This window comes from Kitasatospora sp. NBC_00240, from assembly GCF_026342405.1.
Lineage (GTDB): Bacteria > Actinomycetota > Actinomycetes > Streptomycetales > Streptomycetaceae > Kitasatospora.
In genome coordinates, this window is sequence record NZ_JAPEMU010000001.1 from 5,602,066 (window position 1) to 5,623,491 (window position 21,426).

The 21,426-nt window shown below is 74.4% G+C and carries 19 protein-coding genes; 15 read left to right on the forward strand and 4 right to left on the reverse strand.

All coding sequences use genetic code 11. The features are described from left to right. Window positions 1-132: 132 nt before the first annotated feature. A complete protein-coding gene (locus OG689_RS23830; protein WP_266322939.1) occupies window positions 133-780 on the reverse strand; it encodes a TetR family transcriptional regulator in 648 nt (215 codons plus the stop codon). A gap of 408 nt (window positions 781-1,188) precedes the next feature. On the opposite strand from OG689_RS23830, the gene OG689_RS23835 reads away from it, so the two are divergent. Further along, window positions 1,189-3,564 (forward strand): PQQ-binding-like beta-propeller repeat protein, encoded by a 2,376-nt coding sequence (locus tag OG689_RS23835; RefSeq protein WP_266322940.1) that lies wholly within the window; start codon window positions 1,189-1,191, stop codon window positions 3,562-3,564. 69 nt (window positions 3,565-3,633) lie between these two features. Here OG689_RS23835 and galE read toward each other — a convergent pair whose 3' ends face one another. After that, window positions 3,634-4,617, reverse strand: a complete 984-nt coding sequence (galE, locus tag OG689_RS23840; protein ID WP_266322941.1) for a UDP-glucose 4-epimerase GalE — start codon at window positions 4,615-4,617, stop codon at window positions 3,634-3,636. A gap of 293 nt (window positions 4,618-4,910) precedes the next feature. Between galE and OG689_RS23845 the strand changes: the two genes are divergently transcribed. Continuing rightward, window positions 4,911-5,972: a trypsin-like peptidase domain-containing protein gene (locus tag OG689_RS23845; RefSeq protein WP_266327376.1), complete on the forward strand. Its 1,062-nt coding sequence runs from the start codon at window positions 4,911-4,913 to the stop codon at window positions 5,970-5,972. Window positions 5,973-6,218: 246 nt separating this feature from the next. On the opposite strand, the gene OG689_RS23850 is transcribed toward OG689_RS23845, so the two are convergent. Beyond that, entirely contained in the window at window positions 6,219-7,358 is a 1,140-nt protein-coding gene (locus tag OG689_RS23850; protein ID WP_266327378.1) for a sensor domain-containing protein, read from the reverse strand. A 363-nt stretch (window positions 7,359-7,721) separates the two neighbouring features. On the opposite strand from OG689_RS23850, the gene OG689_RS23855 reads away from it, so the two are divergent. The 12 genes from OG689_RS23855 (at window position 7,722) to htpX (ending at window position 18,935) form a co-directional block, all read left to right on the forward strand. Further along, window positions 7,722-8,138, forward strand: a complete 417-nt coding sequence (locus tag OG689_RS23855; RefSeq protein ID WP_266322942.1) for an NADH-quinone oxidoreductase subunit A — start codon at window positions 7,722-7,724, stop codon at window positions 8,136-8,138. A gap of 62 nt (window positions 8,139-8,200) precedes the next feature. Next, the gene (locus OG689_RS23860; protein ID WP_266327380.1) at window positions 8,201-8,776 is read left to right on the forward strand and encodes an NADH-quinone oxidoreductase subunit B family protein; all 576 of its coding nucleotides are present in this window, start codon (window positions 8,201-8,203) and stop codon (window positions 8,774-8,776) included. Next, entirely contained in the window at window positions 8,773-9,954 is a 1,182-nt protein-coding gene (locus OG689_RS23865) for an NADH-quinone oxidoreductase subunit C (protein WP_266322943.1), read from the forward strand. The genes OG689_RS23860 and OG689_RS23865 overlap by 4 nt, the downstream gene beginning before the upstream one ends. Before the next feature lie 2 nt (window positions 9,955-9,956). Then, window positions 9,957-10,910: an NADH-quinone oxidoreductase subunit NuoH gene (nuoH, locus tag OG689_RS23870; protein ID WP_266327382.1), complete on the forward strand. Its 954-nt coding sequence runs from the start codon at window positions 9,957-9,959 to the stop codon at window positions 10,908-10,910. Further along, on the forward strand, window positions 10,907-11,458 hold the full coding sequence (locus OG689_RS23875; protein ID WP_266327384.1) for an NADH-quinone oxidoreductase subunit I: 552 nt from the start codon (window positions 10,907-10,909) through the stop codon (window positions 11,456-11,458). The genes nuoH and OG689_RS23875 overlap by 4 nt, the downstream gene beginning before the upstream one ends. Further along, a complete protein-coding gene (locus tag OG689_RS23880; RefSeq protein ID WP_266322945.1) occupies window positions 11,455-12,168 on the forward strand; it encodes an NADH-quinone oxidoreductase subunit J in 714 nt (237 codons plus the stop codon). Before OG689_RS23875 ends, OG689_RS23880 begins: the two co-directional genes overlap by 4 nt. Window positions 12,169-12,174: 6 nt before the next feature. After that, entirely contained in the window at window positions 12,175-12,540 is a 366-nt protein-coding gene (gene nuoK, locus OG689_RS23885) for an NADH-quinone oxidoreductase subunit NuoK (RefSeq protein WP_266322946.1), read from the forward strand. Further along, complete coding sequence (locus tag OG689_RS23890; RefSeq protein ID WP_266322947.1) at window positions 12,537-14,585, forward strand: NADH-quinone oxidoreductase subunit L; 2,049 nt, start codon at window positions 12,537-12,539, stop codon at window positions 14,583-14,585. Before nuoK ends, OG689_RS23890 begins: the two co-directional genes overlap by 4 nt. Before the next feature lie 3 nt (window positions 14,586-14,588). Continuing rightward, the gene (locus OG689_RS23895; protein WP_266322948.1) at window positions 14,589-14,714 is read left to right on the forward strand and encodes a hypothetical protein; all 126 of its coding nucleotides are present in this window, start codon (window positions 14,589-14,591) and stop codon (window positions 14,712-14,714) included. Next, window positions 14,711-16,267: an NADH-quinone oxidoreductase subunit M gene (locus tag OG689_RS23900; protein WP_266322949.1), complete on the forward strand. Its 1,557-nt coding sequence runs from the start codon at window positions 14,711-14,713 to the stop codon at window positions 16,265-16,267. The genes OG689_RS23895 and OG689_RS23900 overlap by 4 nt, the downstream gene beginning before the upstream one ends. Before the next feature lie 2 nt (window positions 16,268-16,269). Beyond that, on the forward strand, window positions 16,270-17,880 hold the full coding sequence (locus tag OG689_RS23905) for an NADH-quinone oxidoreductase subunit N (protein ID WP_266322950.1): 1,611 nt from the start codon (window positions 16,270-16,272) through the stop codon (window positions 17,878-17,880). 191 nt (window positions 17,881-18,071) lie between these two features. Beyond that, window positions 18,072-18,935, forward strand: a complete 864-nt coding sequence (gene htpX, locus OG689_RS23910; RefSeq protein ID WP_266322951.1) for a zinc metalloprotease HtpX — start codon at window positions 18,072-18,074, stop codon at window positions 18,933-18,935. Window positions 18,936-19,008: 73 nt separating this feature from the next. Here htpX and OG689_RS23915 read toward each other — a convergent pair whose 3' ends face one another. Then, window positions 19,009-20,451 (reverse strand): PLP-dependent aminotransferase family protein, encoded by a 1,443-nt coding sequence (locus OG689_RS23915; protein WP_266322952.1) that lies wholly within the window; start codon window positions 20,449-20,451, stop codon window positions 19,009-19,011. Between OG689_RS23915 and OG689_RS23920 the strand changes: the two genes are divergently transcribed. Next, window positions 20,450-21,370 (forward strand): DMT family transporter, encoded by a 921-nt coding sequence (locus tag OG689_RS23920; RefSeq protein WP_266322953.1) that lies wholly within the window; start codon window positions 20,450-20,452, stop codon window positions 21,368-21,370. The genes OG689_RS23915 and OG689_RS23920 overlap by 2 nt on opposite strands. Window positions 21,371-21,426 lie beyond the last annotated feature (56 nt).

Sequence of the window (21,426 nt, forward strand, 5' to 3'; positions counted from 1 at the left end):
CGCCCACCGGCATGTCTGGCGCACTGCGGTACGTCGGCGAACCTCCCCCGAGGCAACGGCCGCCGTCCGTCGTTCCCCGGACAGGAGGCCGGGGACGTGCGCGGAGCGGATGGCTGGATAGGAGGGAAGGACCTACTTGGGCGGCTTCTTGCCGGTGACGCCCAGGTACACCAGGGGGGAGAGGTTGGGCTTGAGGTCCTTGACCTTGACGCCCCAGGCCGTGAAGGCCTTCCCGTGCTCCGCCGCGGAGGCGAGCAGCGAGACCAGCGCGCCGGAAACGGCGGCCGGATCCAGCGTCTTGTCGGCCTGGCCCTTGCTCTGGAGGTCCTTGACGGCATCCGTGAGCGGCTTGGCGACCGAGTTGAGGACGGTCATGCGGATCTTGAAGAACCGCTTGTCCCCTTCGGCAGCACCGAGAGTGACCACTCGGAGAATGGCGTCGTTCTTGCGCCAGAAGGCGAGGAATCCGTCCACCAGTTCTTCCGAAGTGGTGACACCGGATTTCCCTGCCCAGGACTTTCCGGCGACGAGCTCTTTGAGCCCGTCACTGTCCTTGGCCATTTCCTCGGCGATCTCGAGGACAGCGCCCTCGACATCCGGGAAGTACTGGTAGAAGGTCGCGGGGGAGGTACCCGCCATACGGGCGACGTCGATGACCTTGACGTCCCGATACGGCGACGTGCTGAGCATCTCGCGGAGGCAGTCGAGCAGCTTCTGCCGCGTCTCCTGCCCGCGTCGCCCGGCGACGCGACCGTCGACGGTGCGAACTTGTCCTGTCATGCCGTCAGCTTACCGTGGCACGATCTTGGCGCGATTCGGTGATGCGACTATTACTCCGCCCGGGGGGTGCTATACAACCGCCAAACCGGTCGACGCCGATATTCACCGGGCCCCGGAGGCGCTGTTTTGAAGCCCCCCCGTGAGCTGATGACCTCGCAGCGTGACGACGAGTCCGCTGAGGGACGGTGAGGTGGCGCTCCGTAACCTTGGTGGGGTCCGCGGGCCGGTCCGGGGGCGCCGGAAGGGGCGTCAGAATCCAGCCAGAACTTTCACAGTGGACGCCGGGGGGCGCGCGGGACACGGGGCGGGCGCCCTGGGCGGGGGAGGTTGGATCTGACCCGGGCGGCATTGGAGAATCAGGACCGGCACCCCTCGGCGGGTGCCGGGAGACGGGGAGGTGGCAGCGGAGTGGACCAGCTGACGGCGCACGATCCGAGGCGGATCGGGCCCTTCGAGGTGCTGGCGCGGCTCGGCGCGGGCGGAATGGGCCTGGTGTACCTGGCGCGCTCCGCGTCCGGCCGGCGGGTGGCCATCAAGACCGTGCGGGGGGAACTGGCCGAGGACGAGCTGTTCCGGGTCCGCTTCGCCCGCGAGATCGCGGCCGCCAAGACGGTCGGCGGCTTCTACACGGCCGCCGTGGTCGACGCGGACGCCGACGCCCCGGTGCCCTGGCTCGCCACCGCGTACGTGCCGGCCCCCTCCCTGGAGGACCTGGTCGGCGAGTGCGGCCCGCTGCCGGTCGGCGCGGTGCGCTGGCTGATCGCCGGCATCGCCGAGGCCCTGCAGTCGATCCACGCGGCCGGGCTGGTCCACCGCGACCTCAAGCCCTCCAACGTGCTGGTGGTCGAGGACGGCCCACGGGTGATCGACTTCGGCATCGCCGCCGGCGTCTCGCACACCCGGCTCACCATGACCAACGTCGCGGTCGGCACCCCCGCCTACATGTCGCCCGAGCAGGCCCGCGACAGCCGCAGCGTGACCGGCGCCAGCGACATCTTCTCGCTCGGCTCACTGCTGGTCTTCTGCGCCACCGGGCACCCCCCCTACCGGGGCGCCAACCCCGTCGAGACGGTCTTCCAGCTGCTCCGCGACCAGCCCGACCTCTCCGGCCTGCCGGTCGAGCTGGTGGACCTCGTCCGGGCCTGCATGCGGCCCTCGCCCGAGCACCGGCCGACGCCCGCCCAGATCCAGGCCGAGCTGGCCCCGCACCTGTTCTCCCGGGACGACGCCTCCGGCGAGGCCGGGGACTGGCTGCCGACCAACGCGCTGGACCTGATCGAGCGCAAGCGCAGCAGCCGCCGGCCGCTCGCCCAGGCCGCCGCCGTGCCCGCCCAGCCCGTGCCCCCGCAGCCGGTGGCCCCCCAGCCCCAGCCGGTGGCCCCCCGGCCGGCCCCGCAGCCGCCCGGCCCCGCCGACCCGCGCACCGCCCAGCACGGCCGCGCCCCGGTGCCGCCCGGCCGTACCGGGCCGGTGCACGGCGCCCGGCCGGCCCCCGTCCCCGACACCGAGGCGGCCACCGAGAAGATCGCCGCCCGCCGGCACCGGGCCCCGGTCGGCGAGAGCGCGGTCGAGGTACGGCTGCCCGGCGCCTCCGTGCGGATAGGCCCGGGCCCGCGGGCCGAGCAGGGCGCGGACGGGGCCGCCCCCGCCGAGACCGACTGGGTGCGCCGGGCGGCCGTCCCGCCGCCGGCCAGGGCCACCCGCTGGCGCCCCTGGCGGTTCCGGATGTCCAACGACGTCTGGGGCACCCCGGTGGTCGCCGACGGCACCCTGTTCGTCTCCAGCTTCGAGGTGCACGCCCTCGACATCGGCTCCGGCGAGCGCCGGTACAAGACCCGGGACGTCGCCTGGGCGATGGCCGTGGACTCCGGCCGGGTGCACGCCGCCGACGGCCCGCACCTCTACACCGTGGACGTGGCGGACGGCACCGAGCGCTGGCGCAACTCCCTCGACGGCTGGGTCTTCTCGCTGGACGCCGCCGACGGGGTGCTCTGCTGCGGCATCCGGGGCGGCGGCGTCCAACTGCGCTCGGCCGCCAACGGCGCCGAGCTCTGGCGTGCCGACGACGCCCAGCAGGACTACGAGAACCCGCAGTCCGGGCCCGTGCTGGTGGGCGGCGCCGCGTACTACTACGGCGCCGGACGGCTGCGCTGCGTCGACCCGCGGGGGGCCGGTCTGCGCTGGTCGTTCCCGGTCGGCGAGGACGTCCCGTCCCGGCCGGTCGAGCGGGCCGGGGTGCTGTACGTGACGGCCGGCACCCGGGTGTACGCGCTGGACACCGCCACCGGCACGGAGCGCTGGCGCTTCGAGGCTCCGGTGGTGCTGTTCACCCCGCCCGCGATGGACTCCACGGCGGTGTACGTGGCCGACTACCTGGGCACCGTCTACGCCCTGGACGTCACCACCGGGCGGGACCGCTGGCGCGGGCGGACCGGCAGCCGGCAGGGCGCCGAACCGGTGATCGTGGCCGACGGCACGGTGCTGATCGGCAGCGGGGACCGCCTGCACGCCTTCGACACCGCCACCGGTCAGGAGCGCTGGCGCTACACCGCCCGGGGCGAGATCGTCGGCTCCCCGGCGGTCGCCGACGGGCTGGTCCACCTCGGCAGCCGGGACCACTCGCTGCACACCCTGGACCTGGCGACCGGTCAGCTGCGCTGGGAGCTGGGCACCAAGGGCGAGCTCACCGGCTCCCCGGTGGCGGTCGGCGGCCGGGTCTTCGTCGGCAGCAAGGACCGGTGCGTCTACGCGCTGGACGCCTACTACGGCACCGCGGTGCCGTAGCAGCGGCCGGTACGGCGCGGGGGGCGGGCCCGTGACCGGGTACCCGCCCCCCCCGCGTACCGCCGTCGGCTACCTGCGGGCCCCGGGGTGGCGGCTGCACCAGCCGTCCCACGCGGAGGACACCATCTCCTCGACGCCGTGCTCGGCGCTCCAGCCCAGCTCCTTGTGGATCAGCTCGGCGGAGGCGACCACCCGGGCCGGGTCGCCGGCGCGGCGCGGGGTGACCTCGCCGGTGGCGTCGTACCCGGTCACCCGGCCGATCACGTCGAGCATCTCCTTGACGGAGACGCCCTCGCCGCGGCCGATGTTCAGGATCAGCGAGGTCCCGCCGGCCGGGTCGGTGCTCATCCGGCGGGCCGCCGCGACGTGTGCCGAGGCGATGTCGGAGACGTGGATGAAGTCACGGACGCAGGTGCCGTCCGCGGTGGGGTAGTCGTCGCCGAAGATCCGCGGGGCCTGGCCGGCGGTGAGCCGCTCGAAGACCATCGGGACCAGGTTGTAGACGCCCGCGTCGGAGAGCTCCGGCGAGGCCGCGCCGGCCACGTTGAAGTAGCGCAGCGAGACGGTCGACATGCCGTAGGCCTTGCCGACGGCCGACACCAGCCACTCGCCCGCGAGCTTGGTCTCGCCGTACGGGCTCATCGGGTCGCAGGGCGTGTCCTCGGTGACGAGGTCGACGTCCGGCATGCCGTAGACGGCGGCGGAGGAGGAGAAGAGGAACCGCTTGACGCCGCCCTCGGCCGCCGCCTCCAGGACGGTCTGCAGGCCGGTGACGTTCTCCCGGTAGTAGAAGAAGGGCTGCTCGACGGACTCGCCGACCTGCTTCTTCGCGGCGAAGTGCAGGATGCCCTCGACCGCGTGGTCGCGGATGGCGCGGTCCAGCACGGCCCGGTCCAGGGTCGAGCCCTCGACCACGGCGACGCCCTCGGGCAGCCGGGTGCGGTCGCCGGTGCTGAAGTCGTCGAGGACGGCGACCCGCTCGCCCGCGTCGATGAGCTGACGCAGGACGTGCCCGCCGATGTATCCGGCCCCGCCGGTGATCAACCAAGTCATGGCTGAATCCTAGGCGGTCCGTTCGACCGGCCGTCCCGGGTGATCGATCCGGGGGGTCGATCCGGGTGCCGGTGTCCGGGCGGTCCCGCCGGGCGAGTCGGCGCGCCGATTCGGACAAAGAGGTGAAATGCTGACAAAAATCTGGCCCTGTCCTCGACCTGAGGAGAGCTCTCCCCCGGGCCGGGCCGCGCCCGCACGGAACCGGAGGCAGCCAGGTGCACCCCAAGAAGGAACCCACCCGCCCGATCCCGGCTGGGCCCCGGCCGACCGGCCCGCGCACCCTCGACCGCCGGCTGGTCGCCGCCGGCACGGCGGCCGCGCTGACGGCGCTGGCCCTGGCGGGCTGCAGCAGCGGCTCCTCCACCTCGAACAGCTCCTCGCCCGGCGCCTCCGCCAGCAGCTCCGCCTCGGCCGCCGCCGGAAGCAACCAGCTGCAGGACGACTACCAGCGGGTGATCTCCGAGGTGCTGCCGTCGGTGGTCCAGATCACCACCGCGAACGGCCTGGGCTCGGGCATCGTCTACGACGACAAGGGCGACATCGTCACCAACGCCCACGTGGTGGGCACGGCCACCGCGATGACCGTCACCCTGGCCAACAGCACCAAGTCGCTGGACGCCACCCTGGTCGCCACCTACCCCGACTCCGACCTCGCGGTGATCAAGCTGAGCAGCCCGCCGAGCGGACTGAAGCCGGCCGTCTTCGCGGACAGCAAGAAGGTCGAACTCGGCCAGATCACCCTCGCCATGGGCAGCCCGCTCGGGCTCGCCAGCAGCGTCACCGAGGGCATCGTCTCGGCGACCGGCCGGACCGTCTCCGAGCCCGGGACGGGGGGCGCCCCGGGGGCGACCATCGGCAACATGGTGCAGACCTCGGCCGCCATCAACCCCGGCAACAGCGGCGGGGCGTTGGTGAACCTCGCCAGCCAGGTGATCGGCATCAACACCCTCGCCGCCACCGAGCCCGAGGGCAACGGCGCCGTCGCCCCCGGCATCGGCTTCGCCATCCCGGCGTCCACCATCACCAGCATCACCGACCAGCTGATCAAGAGCGGCAAGGTCACCAACTCCGGCCGGGCCGCCCTCGGCATCACCGCCCGGACCTTCTTCAACGCGGACTTCCAGCCGGCCGGCGCGGTGATCGTCACGGTGATCCCCGGCGGGCCCGCCGACTCGGCCGGGCTCCAGGTCGGGGACGTGATCACGAAGCTCGGCGACACCGACATCACCACGCTGAACTCGCTCACCACGGTGCTGGCCTCACTCACCCCCGACAGCAAGGTCACCGTCACCTACCTCAGGGACGGTCAGTCCAAGACCGCCGACGTCACCCTGGGCACCCTGCCCACCTCCTGACCCTGCCGGCCGGACCGGGACCACCGGACCGGCCGGCAGCACCAACCCGGCCCCGGCCGGCCGTCCGCGCACCGCGCAAGGGTCCGGACACCGCCGGGACCGTCCCTGCCCCGTACGCCGGTGCGGACGCAGGGCCGGCCGGGGCTCCGCCACTGCCTCGGCGGAGCCCCGGCCGTTCGCCCGCCCGGCTCCGGCCCGTGCCGTCCGGCCCCGCCGCCTGCCCCGGCTCGTCCGTCCGGCCCCGGGTCAGACCCGGCGGGCCGCCCGGGTGCGCCACGGCAGCTCGATCGTCACCGTGGTCGGGCCCCCCTCGGGGCTCTCCACCAGGAAGACCCCGTCCACCGCGCGGATCCGCTCGGCCAGCCCGGCCAGGCCGCTGCCCGGGTAGGGGGCGGCGCCGCCCTTGCCGTCGTCCTGGACGAGCAGCATCAGCCGGTCGGCGGCCCGCCAGAGGTCCACCGTGGCGGTGCGCGCCCCGGCGTGCTTGGAGACGTTGGTCAGCAGCTCGCTGACGGTGAAGTACGCGATGCCCTCCACCGCGGAGTCGGGGCGCTCGGCGAGGCCGCCCGAGGCCCGCAGGTCCACATGCACCTTGACGCCGCCGGGGACGGTGCAGCGGGCGGCGACCGCGGAGAGCGCCGCGTCCAGGCCGCGGTCCGTCAGCACGGCCGGGTGGATGCCCCGGGCGAGGTCCCGCAGCTCCTGGAGGGCGAGCTTCACCTCGCCGTGCGCGGCGCCGACCATCTTCGCGGCGGCCTCCACGGTGTCCGGCGTCGGCTCGTCGGTCAGCTTCTCCTTGGCCAGGCCGAGGTCCATCGCCAGGGCCACCAGCCGGGCCTGGGCACCGTCGTGCAGGTCCCGCTCGATCCGGCGCAGGTCGGCGGCGGCGGTGTCGACCACCGCGCCCCGGTCGTCCTCCAGCTCGCGGACCCGCTCGGACAGCGCGGTCGGGGCGAGCAGGCTCTCCAGCAGGATCCGGTCGATCGCGGTCTGGCAGCCCACCACCCAGGGCAGCACCGGCCAGCCCACCAGCAGGGACACCAGGGTGACGGCGAAGCTCAGGACGCCCCAGGGCAGCAGCAGCACGTGGTAGAGCGCCGAGCGCCAGCCCAGGCCGTCGGTGAGCGCGGCGGTCGCCCAGCCGGCGATGCCCGGGCGGCGCACCCGCAGCGGGTCCGGCTCGCCCACCACGGAGCCGGCCGAGCGGGCCCGGGCCCTGGCCAGCGCCCCCAGCCGGCGGCACCCCGCCAGCCCGAGGGCGAGCAGCGGCAGCCCGACCACGGTCACCGACAGGGCCACCCCGACGGAGATCAGCACCACCGTGAAGGTGAAGCCCGCGATCCCCAGCGGCAGGTTGAGGACCAGCTGCAGGACCTGCCGCCACATCTGCCCGCCGTACGCGGGGACGCGCTCACCCTGGGCGTTGCGCAGCCGGACGGTGTCCGCCGCGCGGTGGAGCAGAGGCTTCATCTGATGTCTACCGTCCCTCTAGGTCGAGCTCGTGCTCCCAGCTTCCCGGGTGGGCCGCGGGCGGGGCCATGGGGGTGATCCGTGTACCTGTCCGGGGGTTATCCCCACCCAGGCTCCGCCCCGGCCCGTCTTGGTCGGCGGGCAGGGTGTGGCAGCCGGTGGCGCTGCACTTAGACTCACGCCTTGACGATGGTTATGGGTGCGTAAAGAACGCGGCAGTACGGTCCTCCGGGGATGTCCCGGCGGGGCCCGGAGCAAGGCCGATGTGGAGGGATACGCATGAAGGGGCAGCAGGCAGCTGCCGTCGCGGCCGACCCTGCGGTGGGCAGCGGCTACTTCGACGCGTACGCCGCGGTGGGCCTGCTCGCCGTCGTCGGCGTGCTCTTCGTCGCCGTGGCGTTCTCCGCCAACCGGCTGCTGCGGCCGGCGGTGTACTCGCCGGAGAAACTCCTCGCCTACGAGTGCGGGGTCGACCCGGTCGGCGAGGACTGGGCGCACACCCAGATCCGCTACTACGTGTACGCGTTCCTGTATGTGATCTTCGCGGTCGACGCCATCTATCTGTTCCCCTGGGCGACGGTGTTCTCCGCCGCCGGGTACGGCGCGGGCACGCTGGTCGAGATGTTCGTCTTCATCGGCTTCCTCGCGGTCGGCCTGCTCTACGCCTGGAAGAAGGGCGTTCTGGAATGGACGTGACCCACAGCCACCCGCACGGCCACGCCCACGGCGGCGACTCCGCCGGAGCCGTCCCGCTCGGCATGCCCGACCCCGCCCGCCCCGGCGGGCCGGCCGAGCAGCCGCGGTTGGGCCCGCTCGCCCGGCTGGCGCCGGACCCGGTCAAGGTGGTGCTCAACTGGGGGCGCCGCTACAGCCTCTGGTGCTTCAACTTCGGCCTGGCCTGCTGTGCGATCGAGTTCATCGCCGCGTCCATGGCCAAGCACGACTTCATCCGGATGGGTGTCATCCCGTTCGCACCCGGCCCGCGCCAGGCCGACCTGATGATCGTCTCGGGCACGGTGACCGACAAGATGGCTCCCGCCGTCAAGCGGCTGTACGAGCAGATGCCCGAACCCAAGTACGTCATCTCCTTCGGTGCCTGCTCCAACTCCGGCGGCCCGTACTGGGACTCCTACTCGGTCACCAAGGGCGTCGACCAGATCATCCCGGTCGACGTCTACGTGCCGGGCTGCCCGCCGCGCCCCGAGGCGCTGCTCCAGGGCATCCTCAAGCTGCAGGAGAAGATCGCGGCCGAATCGCTGCCCGAGCGCTACGCCGCCCCGGCGTCCGCGCTGCGCCGGCCGCTGGTCGCCGGGCCCGAGGGCGGCCGTCCGTGAGCTTCGACCGCACCCCCGAGGAACTCGCCGCGTCGATCGGCGAGTGGGCGACCGCCGCCGAGGCGTACGAGCTGATCACCGTCGACGTGCCCGCCGAGCACTGGATCGAGGCACTGACGGCGGCCCGGGACATCCTCGGTCTGAGCTGGTTCGACTGGCTGAGCGCCGTCGACGAACTGGCCGAGGGCTTCTCCGTCGCCGCCCACCTGGCCGCCCTCGACGACACCGGTGTCCGGCACCTGCTGGTCCGCACCCGGGTGCCGCGCGAGCGGGCCGTGCTGCCGACCGCCATCGGCGTCTACGCCGGTGCCGGCTGGCACGAGCGCGAGACCCACGAGATGTTCGGCATCGACTTCGCCGGCCACCCGCACCTGGTCACCCTGCTGCTGCCGGACGGCTTCGAGGGCCACCCGCTGCGCAAGGAGTTCGTGCTGGCGGCCCGGGTCGCCAAGGCCTGGCCCGGCGCCAAGGAGCCGGGCGAGTCCGAGGGGGACGGCCCCGCCCGGCGCAAGATGCAGCCGGCCGGTGTGCCCGACCCGAACGAGTGGGGGCCGCTCAAGGGCACCCTGCCGCCCGTCGCCGAACGCCCCGCCCGGGGCGCCCGCGCGACCGGTGCGGCGGGGCGCGCCCCGCGCGCCCCCGGGGCTGCTGGTGCCGCTGCTGTTGGGGCTGCTGGTGCTGCTGGTGCTGCCGGCGAGGGTGGGCCCGCGATCCGGGCCGACCGGCCCCGGCGCACCCGGTCCATCACGGAGGGGTCGGCCAGCCAGAGCGCGGCGACCCCGGCCGGGGCACCCGCCGAGCCGGCGGCCGCCACGCCGACGGTGACTCCGCCGGCCGCCACCCCGCCGGCGCCCGCCCGGACGCAGTCCTCCGACGCGCCCTGGCACGCACCGGTGCCCGCCCACGGGCCCGTCGACAAGCCGGCCCCGCCGACGCCGGACGTACCCGCCGAGCCGCCGGCCACCCCGGCACCTGAAGCCCCGAAGCCTGAAGCCCCGAAGCCCGAAGCCCCGAAGCCCGACGCCGTGCAGCCCGAAGCCCCGAAGCCCGAAGCAGCGGAGCCCGAGGCCGCGGAGCCCGAGGCCCGACAGCCGTCCGCCGCCGAGCCCGAGGCCGGGACGCCCGAAGCCCCCGAGACCGGCACCGACCGGCCCACCCAGGAAGGAGACAGCGCGTGAACCTGCTCGACACGCTGCTGCGCTGCGTCGCCGCGCTCGTCGTCTTCCTCACCTTCCCGCTGATCATCGGCCAGACCGAGCACAAGGTGATGGCCCACATGCAGGGCCGGCTCGGCCCGATGTACGCGGGCGGGTTCCACGGCTGGGCGCAGCTGGTCGCCGACGGCGTCAAGTTCGCGCAGAAGGAGGACATCGTCCCCGCCGGGGCGGACCGCCGGGTGTTCCAGCTGGCGCCGGCCGTCTCGCTGCTGCCGTACCTGATCGTGCTGCTGGTGATCCCGGTCGGCCCGGACGGCTTCGTCGGCCAGGCCGTCGACGCCGGGCTGTTCTTCGTGCTGGCCGTGATGGGCGTCGGCGTGATCGGCAAGCTGATGGCCGGCTGGGCCTCCGCCAACAAGTTCTCGCTGCTCGGCGGCCTGCGCACGGCCGCCCAGCTGATGTCGTACGAGCTGCCGATGGTGCTCGCCGCCGCCTCGGTGGCGATGGCCGCCGGGACGCTCTCGCTGCCCGGCATCGTGGACGCCTTCGAGTGGTACTGGATCCCGTGGCAGGCGATCGGCGCGTTCGTCTTCTTCACGGCCGGCCTGGCCGAGCTGCAACGGCCGCCGTTCGACATGCCGGTCGCCGACTCCGAGATCATCTTCGGCGCGTACACCGAGTACACCGGCCTGCGCTTCGCGTTCTTCCTGCTCTCCGAGTACGCCGGGATCCTGGTGATCTCCGCGCTCACCGCCGTGCTCTTCCTGGGCGGCTGGCACGGGCCGCTGCCCGACGACCTCGGCTGGCTCTGGACCGTCCTCAAGACCTTCGCCCTGGCCTTCGTGGTCATCTGGCTGCGGGTCACCTACCCCCGGCTGCGCGAGGACCAGCTGATGCGGTTCGCGTGGACCGTCCTGATCCCGCTCGCCCTCGTCCAGCTCGCCCTGACCGGCGTCATCAAGGTGGCGATCTCCTGATGAGCTTCCCCGGCTCCGGCCTGGCCAAGGGCCTGGCCGTCACCCTGCGGACGATGACGAAGAAGACCGTCACCGCGCAGTACCCCGACGTGCAGCCCGACCTCCCGCCGCGCACCCGCGGCGTGATCGCGCTGCTGGAGGAGAACTGCACCGTCTGCATGCTCTGCGCCCGCGAGTGCCCGGACTGGTGCATCTACATCGACTCCCACAAGGAGACGCTGCCCGCCGCCGACCCGAACGCCCGCGCCCGCACCCGCAACGTGCTGGACCGGTTCGCGATCGACTTCTCGCTCTGCATGTACTGCGGCATCTGCATCGAGGTCTGCCCCTTCGACGCGCTGTTCTGGTCACCGGAGTTCGAGTACGCGGAGACCGACATCCTGGAGCTGACCCACGAGCGGGACAAGCTCCGCGAGTGGATGTGGACCGTACCGGCGCCGCCCGCCCTGGACCCGGCGGCCGAGGAGCCCAAGGAGATCGCGACCGCCCGCAAGGCGGCCGAGAAGCTGGCCGCGGCCGCGGCCGTCGAGGCGGGTGGGTCCGAGTGAGCGCGCTGCTCGCCGCGGCCGGCCCGCTGGAGCCCGCCGCCCGCTCCTTCCTCTCCCCGACCGGCGTCGAGATCGTCTTCCTGCTGGTCGGCGTCGCCGTGCTCGGCTCCGCCCTGGTCGCCGTCACCACCAAGCAGCTGGTGCACGCCGCGCTCTGGCTGGTCGTCGCGCTCGGCGGGCTGGCGGTGGAGTTCCTGCTGCTCACCGCCGAGTTCATCGCCTGGGTGCAGGTGCTCATCTACCTCGGCTCGGTCGTGGTGCTGGTGCTGTTCGGGCTGATGCTCACCAAGGCCCCGATCGGGCGCTCGCCCGACGCGGACTCCGGCAACCGCTGGGTCGCCCTGGTGGTGGCGCTCGCCGCCGCGGGCACCCTGGTGACCCTGATGGTGGACGCCTTCCGCAGCGCCTGGATCGACCTCGGCGCCGGCGGCGGCTCCACCCGGGCCACCGGGACCAGCCTGTTCCGGCACTGGGTGCTGCCCTTCGAGGCGCTGTCCGTCCTGCTGCTGGCCGCCCTGGTCGGCGCCGTCGTGCTGTCCCGCGGCGGCAGGGGCAAGGTCCCGGCCCCCCGGGCCGGCAAGCTGCGGGCCGGCAAGCCCGTCGGCACCCCGGGCCGCGCCGTTCCGCCGCCCGCCGGACCGGACGGCGGAGCCCCGATGCCCGCCGACCCGGCGCCCGCCGCCTCGACGACCCCTCCGCAGGAGCGCTGACCGCCGATGCACCTCGCCTACCCAGCCGTCCTCGCCGCGCTGCTCTTCAGCGTCGGCGTGTACGGCGTGCTCGCCCGGCGCAACGTCGTCCTGGTGCTGATGTCCGTCGAGCTGATGCTCAACGCCGTCAACCTCGACCTGGTCGCCTTCGACGCCTGGCTGCGCGACTCGCTGCACGCCGGACAGGCCCTCACCCTCTTCGTGATCACCGTCGCCGCCGCCGAGATCGGACTCGGCCTGGCGATCGTCCTGCTGGTCTTCCGGACCAGGGGCACCGCCGACATCGACCGGATCACCGCGCTCGGCGACCCGGCCGAGGCCGCCCAGGCGCCCGCCTCGGCCGACACCCTGAAGGGCCGGGCCGCCGCATGAACCTTGCCCTCCCGGTGCTCGTCCCCGCGCTGCCCGCGCTCGGCGCCGCCGCCACCTTCGCCACCGGCCGGCGCGCCCCCGGCTTCGCCCGGCCACTGGCGATCCTCCCGGTCGCCGCCTCCGCCGTGCTGGCCCTGGTCGTCGCCCTCCAGCTCGGCACCGGCCAGGTGCTGGACGCCGCCACCCGGCTCACCCCGACCGGCGGCCCCGAGATCTCCCTCGGCATCCAGCTGGACGGCTACACCTCGGTGATCACCGTCCTGGTCGGCCTGGTCGCCACCTGCGTGCAGGTCTACTCGACCGCCTACCTCAAGGACGACCCCCGCTACCCCTCGTACGCGGCGCTGGTCTCGCTGTTCACGGCCGCGATGTTCGTGGTCGTCTACTCCGGCGACCTGATCGTGCTGCTGGTCGGCTGGGAGGTCATGGGCATCTGCTCGTACTTCCTGATCGGCCACCACTGGGAGACCGCCGACGCCCGCTCCGCCTCGCTGAAGGCCTTCCTGGTCACCAAGCTCGGCGACGTCCCGTTCGTGTTCGGGATCTTCCTGCTCGGCGCCGACGCCGGCAGCTTCCGGATCAGCGACGTGCTGGCCGCCGCCGGCGACGGCCGGCTCGGCCACCCCACGCTGACCGCCCTGCTGCTGCTGGCCGGCGTGGCCGGCAAGAGCGCGCAGTTCCCGCTGCACACCTGGCTCCCGGACGCGATGGCCGGCCCCACGCCGGTCTCCGCGCTGATCCACGCCGCCACCATGGTCGCGGCCGGCATCTACCTGGTCGCCCGGCTGCTGCCGGTCTTCCTGCTCTCGGGCGCCGCCCTGGTGGTGCTCGCGGTGATGGCCGCCGTGACGATGATCGGCTCCGCGCTCTGCGCGCTCGCCCAGGACGACCTCAAACGCGTCCTCGCCTACTCCACCGTCGGCCAGCTCGGCTACATGGCCGGCGCGCTCGCCAGCGGCGACCGCGAGGCGTCCGTGTTCCACCTGGTCAGCCACGGCGCCTTCAAGGCCCTGCTGTTCCTCGCCGCCGGTGTGGTGATCCACGCCGCGCACACCAACTCGATCTCCGCGATGTCCCGGATGCCCGGGCTGCGCCGCCGGGTGCCGGACGCCTACTGGACGACCGGCATCGCGCTGATCGCCCTGATCGGCCTGCCGCCGTTCTCCGGCTTCTTCAGCAAGGAGGCGGTGCTCACCGCCGCCGAGCACGCCGCCACCGGCGAGGCGATCACCAACGGCGTCGGCCCGTCCTCCGCCGTGCCCGCCACGGCCGGCTGGATCGTGCTGGTCGCGGCCGGTCTCACCGCCCTGATCACCGCCGCGTACGCGACCCGGCTCTGGCTGGTGGCCTTCCACACCCCGGCCGCCGTGCCGCCCGCGCCCGCCCCGACCGCCGCCGAGCCGGGCGCCCCGTACTCGCCCGAGGTGGACGAGGCCGACCCGGCCACCGCCGAGCCCTCCGCGATGCGCTGGCCGCTCTGGGTGCTCGCGGTACCCACCATGGGCTTCGGCATCGCCGGCGTCCGCTCGGACTGGCTGCCCGCCCTGCTGGACGGCGGCTCGCTGCGGCCCTCCCCGGTCACCGCGGTGATCGGCACCGGCCTGGCCGTGGCCGGCATCCTGATCGCGTACGCCGCCTGGCGCTCCGGCACCGCCCGGGTCACCGCGGCCCGGCTCGCCGCCGCCCGTCCGCTGGGACCCACCGCCGAGGGCCGCGTCCCCGGCCCGGCCGAGACCCCGGCGCCGGTCGAGCAGCCGCCCGCCGACCCGGGCCGCACCCTGCTCGGCCCGCTGTTCGGCCCGGCCCGGCACGGCTTCGGCGTCGACCGGCTCTACAGCGCCCTGTTCGTCCGCCCGGTCGGCGCCACCGCCAGGCTGGTCCGCTTCCTCGACCGCGAGGTGGTCGAGACGTACGTGCGCGGCACCGGCCTCGGCGCCCAGCTGCTCGGCCGGGCCGTGCGCCTGGCGCAGACCGGCAACGCGCAGACCTACCTCAGCGCCCTGCTCGCCGGCGTGGTGCTGCTCGCCGTCTGGGTGGCGGTGTAGCGGATGACCGACCCGACCGGCCCCGCCGCCCCCGCGCACCGCACCACCGCGCACAGCACTCCCGCGCACCGCACCACCGCGCACCGCACCCCGCCGCCCGCCGCAGCACCCGTTTGGAGCCCCCGATGAACGCAGTCCTCATCGCCCTCCTGGTGCTGCCGCTGCTCGGCGCCGCCCTCACCCTGGCCCCCGTCTTCGGCACCGACCCGGCCACCGCCGACCGGCGCGCCCTGCGCTTCAACACCGCCGTCACCGGCGTGGTGTTCCTGCTCACCGTCGCGCTCGCGGCCGGCTTCGACCACGACCGGCCGGCCCGGATGCAGGCCACCACCGACCTGTCCTGGATCCCGGCGATCGGCGTCCGGCTGCACCTCGGCGTCGACGGCGTCTCGCTGCCGCTGATCGTGCTGACCTCGCTGCTCACCCTGCTCTGCGCCGGCTACTCGCAGAAGCGGCTGCCCGCCGGCGAGGGCGTGCCCTCGGCGCGGTCCTTCGTCGGGCTGTTCCTGCTGCTCGAAGTCGGCATGCTGGCCACCTTCGCGGTGCTGGACCTGATCCTCTTCTTCCTGGCCTTCGAGATCGTGCTGATCCCGATGTACTTCCTGATCGCCCGCTGGGGCAGCGGACGGAAGGTGCCGGCCGCCAACCGGTTCATCCTCTACACCCTGCTCGGCTCCGCGGTGATGCTGCTCGGCTTCCTGCTGATCGGGATCAAGGCCGGCACCTTCGACATGCAGGCCCTGGCCAACGCCCACGGCAACGGCCTCAGCCACACCACCCAGCTGACCGCCGGCCTCGCGATCATGATCGGACTGGCCGTCAAGGCCCCCGCCTGGCCGCTGCACAGCTGGCTCCCGGACGCGCACACCGCCGCCCCCACCGTCGGCTCGGTGCTGCTCGCCGGCGTCCTGCTGAAGATGGGCACCTACGGCCTGGTCCGGGTCCTGCTCCCGATCGTCCCCGACGGCACGGCCACCCTCGCCCCCTACCTCGGGGCCTTCGCCGCCGTCGGCATCGTCTACGGCTCGCTGGCCTGCCTCGCGCTCGCCCGGCCCGGCGCCAAGGGCGACCTCAAGCGCCTGATCGCCTACTCCTCGGTCGGCCACATGGGCTTCGTGCTGCTGGGCATCGCCTCGCTCACCCCGGTGGGCGTCAACGGCGCGCTGTTCGCCAACATCGCCCACGGCCTGATCACCGGCCTGCTGTTCTTCGTCGTCGGCGCTCTCAAGGACCGCTACGGCACCGCCGACCTCGACACCCTCGCCGGGGCCACCGGCGCCGCCCTGTACGGACGGGCACCACGCCTCGGCGCACTGCTCGCCTTCGCCGCCGTCGCCAGCCTCGGACTGCCCGGCCTGGCCGGCTTCTGGGGCGAACTGCTCGCCATGTTCGGCGCCTTCGATCCGGCCGCCGGCCTCTCCCGGCCCGCCTTCGTCACCTACATGGTGCTGGCCGGACTCGGCACCCTGCTCACCGCCGCCTACCTGCTGATCGTGGTCCGCCGGGTCTGCATGGGCGACCCCGAGCAGCCCGCGGCCGCCGCCGACCTCCCGGACCTGCGCCGCTACGAGGCCGTCAGCTGGACCCCGCTCGCCGCGCTCACCCTGCTCGCCGGACTGTGGCCCGCCCTCCTGCTCGGTCTCTCCGACCCGGCCGTCAAGCACCTGCTCGGAGGTGGCTGACCATGCCCGCCGCCCAGCTCGCCACCACGCTCGGTCCGCAGCTCAGCTCTCACCTCACGGGGCAGCCCACTGTGACCTCCCTCGCCGTCGCCGACCCGGGCGGCCTCATCCAGTCCGTCGACTGGGTGGCCGTCGCGCCGCCGCTGATCGCCGCGCTGGCCGGCCTGGCCGTCCTGCTCGCCGACCTCTTCCTGCCCGAGCGCCGCAAGAAGCTGCTCGGCCGGCTCTCCGTCGCCGGACTCGCCCTCGCCGTCGCCGCCCTGCTGCCGCTCACCGGCGGCACCCCGCGCAGCACCTTCTGCCTGCAGGACGTCCAGGGCACGGCCGGCTGCAGTTACGTCGCCGACCACTTCGCGCTGGTCTTCCAGCTGCTCGCGCTCGGCGGCGCCCTGATCGCCGCCCTGCTCTCGGTGCACACCGTGGACGAGGCGAAGCTGCCCGGCGGCGAGTACTGGTTCCTGCTGCTCAGCAGCGCCTCCGGCGCCGCCCTGCTGCCCGCCGCCCGGGACCTGGCGACCCTGGTCGTCGCCCTGGAGGTCGCCTCGCTGCCCGCCTTCGCGCTGGTCGCGCTGCGCCGGGACGGCCGGGGCGCCGAGGCCGCGCTGAAGTTCTTCCTCTCCTCGGTGACCGCGACCGCGGTGATGCTGCTCGGCGTCAGCTTCGTCTACGCCGCCACCGGCAGCCTGCACCTCGGCGTGATCGCGGACGCCCTGCCGCACGCGCCCGGGCAGCTGAAGCCGATCGCCGAAGCCGGTGCGGTGCTCGTGCTGGTCGGCTTCGCCTTCAAGGTCGCCGTCGTCCCGTTCCACTTCTGGGTGCCCGACACCTACGTCGGCGCCCCGCTCCCGGTGGCCGGCTACCTCTCGGTGGTCGGCAAGGCCGCCGGCCTGGCCGGCCTCGCGCTGGTCACCAGCATCGGCTTCCGCGCGTACGGCCACAGTTGGGGCCCGGTGCTGGCGGTGCTGGCCGCGCTCACCATGACGGCCGGCAACGTCGCGGCGTTGCGCCAGCGCTCCGACACCGAGTACGGCGCCGTCCGCCTGCTGGCCTGGTCCTCGGTCGGCCAGGCCGGCTACCTGCTGGTGCCGATCGCCGCCGCCGGCTACCGCCCGGGACCGGACGCGCTGGGTGCCACCGCCGCGTACGGCCTGATCTACGGGGTGGTCAACCTCGGCGCCTTCGCCGTGGCCGCCGTGGTGGGCCGCTCGACCGGCAACCGGCTGGACGACTACCGCGGCCTGTTCGCCACCCGCCGCTGGACGGCGCTGGCGCTGGCGTTCTTCCTGCTCTGCCTGGCCGGGCTGCCGCCCGGCGTGATCGGCCTGTTCGGCAAGGTGGTGGTCTTCCAGGCCGCCGTCGACGCCGGGCTCGGCTGGCTGGCCGTGGTGATGGCCGCCAACGTGGTGATCGCGCTGTTCTACTACCTGGTCTGGACGGCGAAGCTGTTCACCGCCGGGCCGGTCTCCGCCGCACCCGCCGCCGGGGCCGGCGCCCCGGCCGTCCGGCTGCCCGTCTCGCTGACGGCCACCGTGGCCCTCACCGCCTCCGCGGCCGTCGTGCTGTCGGTGGTCCCGCAGCTGGTGCTCCAGGTGGCGGGCGGCAGCCTGTTCTGAGCCGGGTCGGGCCCGGGTCGGGCGGCGCGTCCGGCCGTGCCGCCCCGGGCGGGCACGCCCCCCGGCCGGTCCCGACAGGGGCCTGGGACGACCGCGGAGGGCACAAGGGAACAAGGCCCCCGCATCCGTCCGTTGATCGGGCACGGGGACTAGACAGAAGGCTTCCCACCGCACCACCTGGAGGGCCTGCCGTGCATCACCGGCACAACGGACTGAGGACCGCCGTACTGCTCGGCGGCCTTTCTGCGCTGATCCTGGTCATCGGCAGTTTCTTCGGCCGCGCCGGCTTCGTGGTGGCCCTGGTGGTCGCGGTCGGTACCAACGCCTACGCCTTCTGGAACAGCGACAAGCTGGCCCTGCGCGCCATGCGGGCCCGCCCGGTGAGCGAGATCGAGGCACCCCGGCTGTACCGGATCGTCCGCGAGCTCTCCACCTCGGCCCGCCAGCCGATGCCCCGCCTCTACATCTCGCCGACCCCGGCCCCGAACGCCTTCGCCACCGGCCGCAACCCCCGCAACGCCGCCGTCTGCTGCACCGACGGCATCCTGCAGCTGCTGGACGAACGCGAACTGCGCGGGGTGCTCGGGCACGAGCTGAGCCACGTCTACAACCGCGACATCCTGATCTCCTCGGTGGCCGGGGCGCTCGCCTCGGTGGTGATGTTCCTGGTCCACTTCGCCTGGCTGGTGCCGTTCGGCCGCAGCGAGGACGACGACGGCCCGGGCCTCTTCGGGCTCCTCGCGATCATGATCCTGGGCCCGCTCGCCGCCGGCCTGATCCAGCTGGCCGTCAGCCGCTCCCGGGAGTACCAGGCCGACGCCGACGGCGCCCGGATCACCGGCGATCCGCTGGCTCTGGCCAGCGCCCTGCGCAAGCTGGACGCCGGCACCAAGCAGCTCCCGCTGCCGCCCGAGCCGCAGCTCCAGACCGCCAGCCACATGATGATCGCCAGCCCGTTCCGCCCCGGCGAGGCCGGCGCCCGGCTGTTCTCCACCCACCCGCCGATGGCCGAGCGGATCGCCCGGCTGGAACGGCTGGCCGGCCACCGCGGCTGACCGGCCACCGCGCCCGGTCCACGCGGCTGCCCGGTCCACGCGGCCGGCCAGGAGCGGTCGCGAGCGGGCGGCCTCAGGCGCCGTCTTCCGTACACGCCCGGCGCAGCCGCTCCACCCCCTCGGCCACCTGGGCGGCGCTCTCCGCCGCCGCGTAGCTCAGCCGCAGGTGCGGGCCGGGCGGCTCGGCCGCGAAGTACGGCCGGCCGGGTGTCACACCGACCCCGGCGCGCAGCGCGGCGGCCGCCACGGCGGCCTCGTCCACGCCGTCCGGCAGCCGCAGCCACAGGTGGTAGCCGCCGGTCGGCACGGCGGGCCCCAGCAGCCCCGGCAGCCCCCGGCGCAGCGCGGCGACCGCGGCCTCCCTGCGGTCCCGCAGCTCGGCCGCCAGGGTGCGCAGGTGCCGGGCCCAGCCCGGGTCCCCGACCAGCTCCAGGGTGGCCTCCTGGAGCGGCCGCGGGACGAAGAAGCTGTCCACCACCTGGACGGCCCGCAGCCGCTCCAGGGCCGGCCCGCGCGCGGTGAGCGCCGCCACCCGCAGGCTGGGCGAGGCCGCCTTGGTCAGCGACCGGACGTGCACCACCACCCCGTCCGGGTCCTGTGCCGCCAGCGGAGGGGGCAGCGCGGCGGAGTCCGCGTGGACCAGCCGGCGGGCGAAGTCGTCCTCGATCACGAACGCGCCCGCCGCCCGGGCGATCCGCAGCACCTCGGCCCGGCGCCGCGCCGACAGCACCACGCCGGTCGGGTTCTGGAACAGCGGCTGGCAGACGAAGGCCCGGGCCCGGGTGGCCTCGAACGCCTCCGCGAGCAGGTCGGTCCGGACGCCGTCGGCGTCCACCGGGACGGGCACCGGGCGCAGCCCGGCGGCCCGGGCGACGGCGAGCGTCCCCGGGTAGGTGGGCGACTCGACCAGGACGGGGGCGCCCGGTGCCACCAGCGAGCGCAGGGCGGTGGTCAGCGCGCTCTGGCCGCCCGCCGTCACCAGCACCTCGGCGGCGCTCAGCGAACCGCCGGGCCCGCCGATGTCCCGGGCGAACCAGGCCCGCAGCTCGGTCAGCCCGTCCACCGGCGGCCGCCCCCAGGCACCCGGCCGCCGGCCGGCCCGGGCCAGTGCGGCGGCCAGCGTGCGCTCCGGCAGCAGCGAGGAGTGCGGGTAGCCGCCGTTCAGGTCGATCACGTCCGGCGGGGGGACCGTGAGGGTGGTGAGCAGGCCGCCCACGCCCGGGTTGGCGGTGCCCACCTCGGCGCTCAGCGCCACCTCCTGCCAGGACAGGTCGCCGGGGCGGGCGGCGCCCCCACCGGGGGCGGCCCGGGGCGCCCGGAACACGCCGGCGCCGGGCCGGGCCACCACCAGCCCTTCGGAGACCAGCAGCGCGATCGCCCGCGACACCGTCACCGGGCTCACCTGGTGGCGCTCCACCAGCGCCCGGCTCGACGGCAGCTTCTCTCCCTCGGAGTAGCGGTCGAGATCACGGCGAAGGCTGTCGGCCAGTTCATTGACACTGCTAGGCTCGTTCATGACGGCACAAGATAGCGCTACCCGCCCCTCGACGATAGCGGTGACACCCCGCATCGGCGGCGCGGCCGGCCGAGGCACCCTGCTGGCGGCCCTCGGCGTGCTCTGCTTCTCCTTCAGCTTCCCCGCCACCGCCGGCGCCCTGACCGGCTTCGGCCCGTGGACGGCGACCGGACTGCGCGGCGTGCTGGCCGGCGTCCTCGCGCTGGGCTGCCTGGCGGCCGCCCGGGTCCGGGTCCCCGAGCGCCGGTACTGGCCCGGGCTGCTCGTGGTGGCGGCCGGCTGCGTCCTGGGCTTCCCGCTGCTGACCACCCTGGCCCTGCAGACCTCCTCGACCGCCCACACGGCCGTCGTGGTCGGCATCCTGCCGCTGGCCACCGCCGCGGTCTCGGCGGCCCGTACCGGCGCCCGCCCCTCCCGCGCCTTCTGGTGCGCCGCGCTGGCCGGTGCGGCCGCCGTGCTCGGCTTCACCCTCCAGCAGAGCCACGGCCGGTTGGCCGTGGCGGACCTCTACCTGTTCGGGGCCCTGCTGGTCTGCGCCGCCGGGTACGCGGAGGGTGGGCGGCTCTCCCGGGAGATGCCGGGCTGGCAGGTGATCGGCTGGGCGGTGGTGGCCTCCCTGCCCGTCACGGTGCCGGCCGCGGCCGTGGCCCTGGCGGCCGAGCCCGTCCACCTGTCGGCCGGGGCGGTCGGCGGGCTGGCCTACACGGCGGCGGTCTCGCAGTTCGGCGGATTCGTGGTCTGGTACCGGGGCATGGCCGAGGTCGGCGTGCCGAAGGCCAGTCAGCTGCAGCTCGCGCAGCCGGGTCTGACCCTGGTGTGGGCCGTCCTGCTGCTGGGGGAGGAGCTGCCGCCGGCGGCGCCGGTCACCGCCCTGGCCGTCCTGCTGTGCATCGCGGCGACGCAGCGGGCCCGTACCTGAGGTCCGCCGGCGGCCTCCCGGCCGGGCGGACCGGGGCGCCGCCGGAACGGCGGGCG

What these genes read in the sequence shown, in the direction of transcription:
- OG689_RS23900 (WP_266322949.1), top strand. Translation starts at nt 14,711, where the DNA reads ATGAACGCAGTCCTCATCGCCCTCCTGGTGCTGCCGCTGCTCGGCGCC.
- OG689_RS23895 (WP_266322948.1), top strand. Translation starts at nt 14,589, where the DNA reads ATGACCGACCCGACCGGCCCCGCCGCCCCCGCGCACCGCACCACCGCG.
- OG689_RS23855 (WP_266322942.1), top strand. Translation starts at nt 7,722, where the DNA reads ATGAAGGGGCAGCAGGCAGCTGCCGTCGCGGCCGACCCTGCGGTGGGC.
- galE (WP_266322941.1), bottom strand. Translation starts at nt 4,617, where the DNA reads ATGACTTGGTTGATCACCGGCGGGGCCGGATACATCGGCGGGCACGTC.
- OG689_RS23830 (WP_266322939.1), bottom strand. Translation starts at nt 780, where the DNA reads ATGACAGGACAAGTTCGCACCGTCGACGGTCGCGTCGCCGGGCGACGC.
- OG689_RS23905 (WP_266322950.1), top strand. Translation starts at nt 16,270, where the DNA reads ATGCCCGCCGCCCAGCTCGCCACCACGCTCGGTCCGCAGCTCAGCTCT.
- OG689_RS23920 (WP_266322953.1), top strand. Translation starts at nt 20,450, where the DNA reads ATGACGGCACAAGATAGCGCTACCCGCCCCTCGACGATAGCGGTGACA.
- OG689_RS23850 (WP_266327378.1), bottom strand. Translation starts at nt 7,358, where the DNA reads ATGTGGCGGCAGGTCCTGCAGCTGGTCCTCAACCTGCCGCTGGGGATC.
- OG689_RS23860 (WP_266327380.1), top strand. Translation starts at nt 8,201, where the DNA reads ATGCCCGACCCCGCCCGCCCCGGCGGGCCGGCCGAGCAGCCGCGGTTG.
- nuoK (WP_266322946.1), top strand. Translation starts at nt 12,175, where the DNA reads ATGCACCTCGCCTACCCAGCCGTCCTCGCCGCGCTGCTCTTCAGCGTC.
- OG689_RS23890 (WP_266322947.1), top strand. Translation starts at nt 12,537, where the DNA reads ATGAACCTTGCCCTCCCGGTGCTCGTCCCCGCGCTGCCCGCGCTCGGC.
- OG689_RS23915 (WP_266322952.1), bottom strand. Translation starts at nt 20,451, where the DNA reads ATGAACGAGCCTAGCAGTGTCAATGAACTGGCCGACAGCCTTCGCCGT.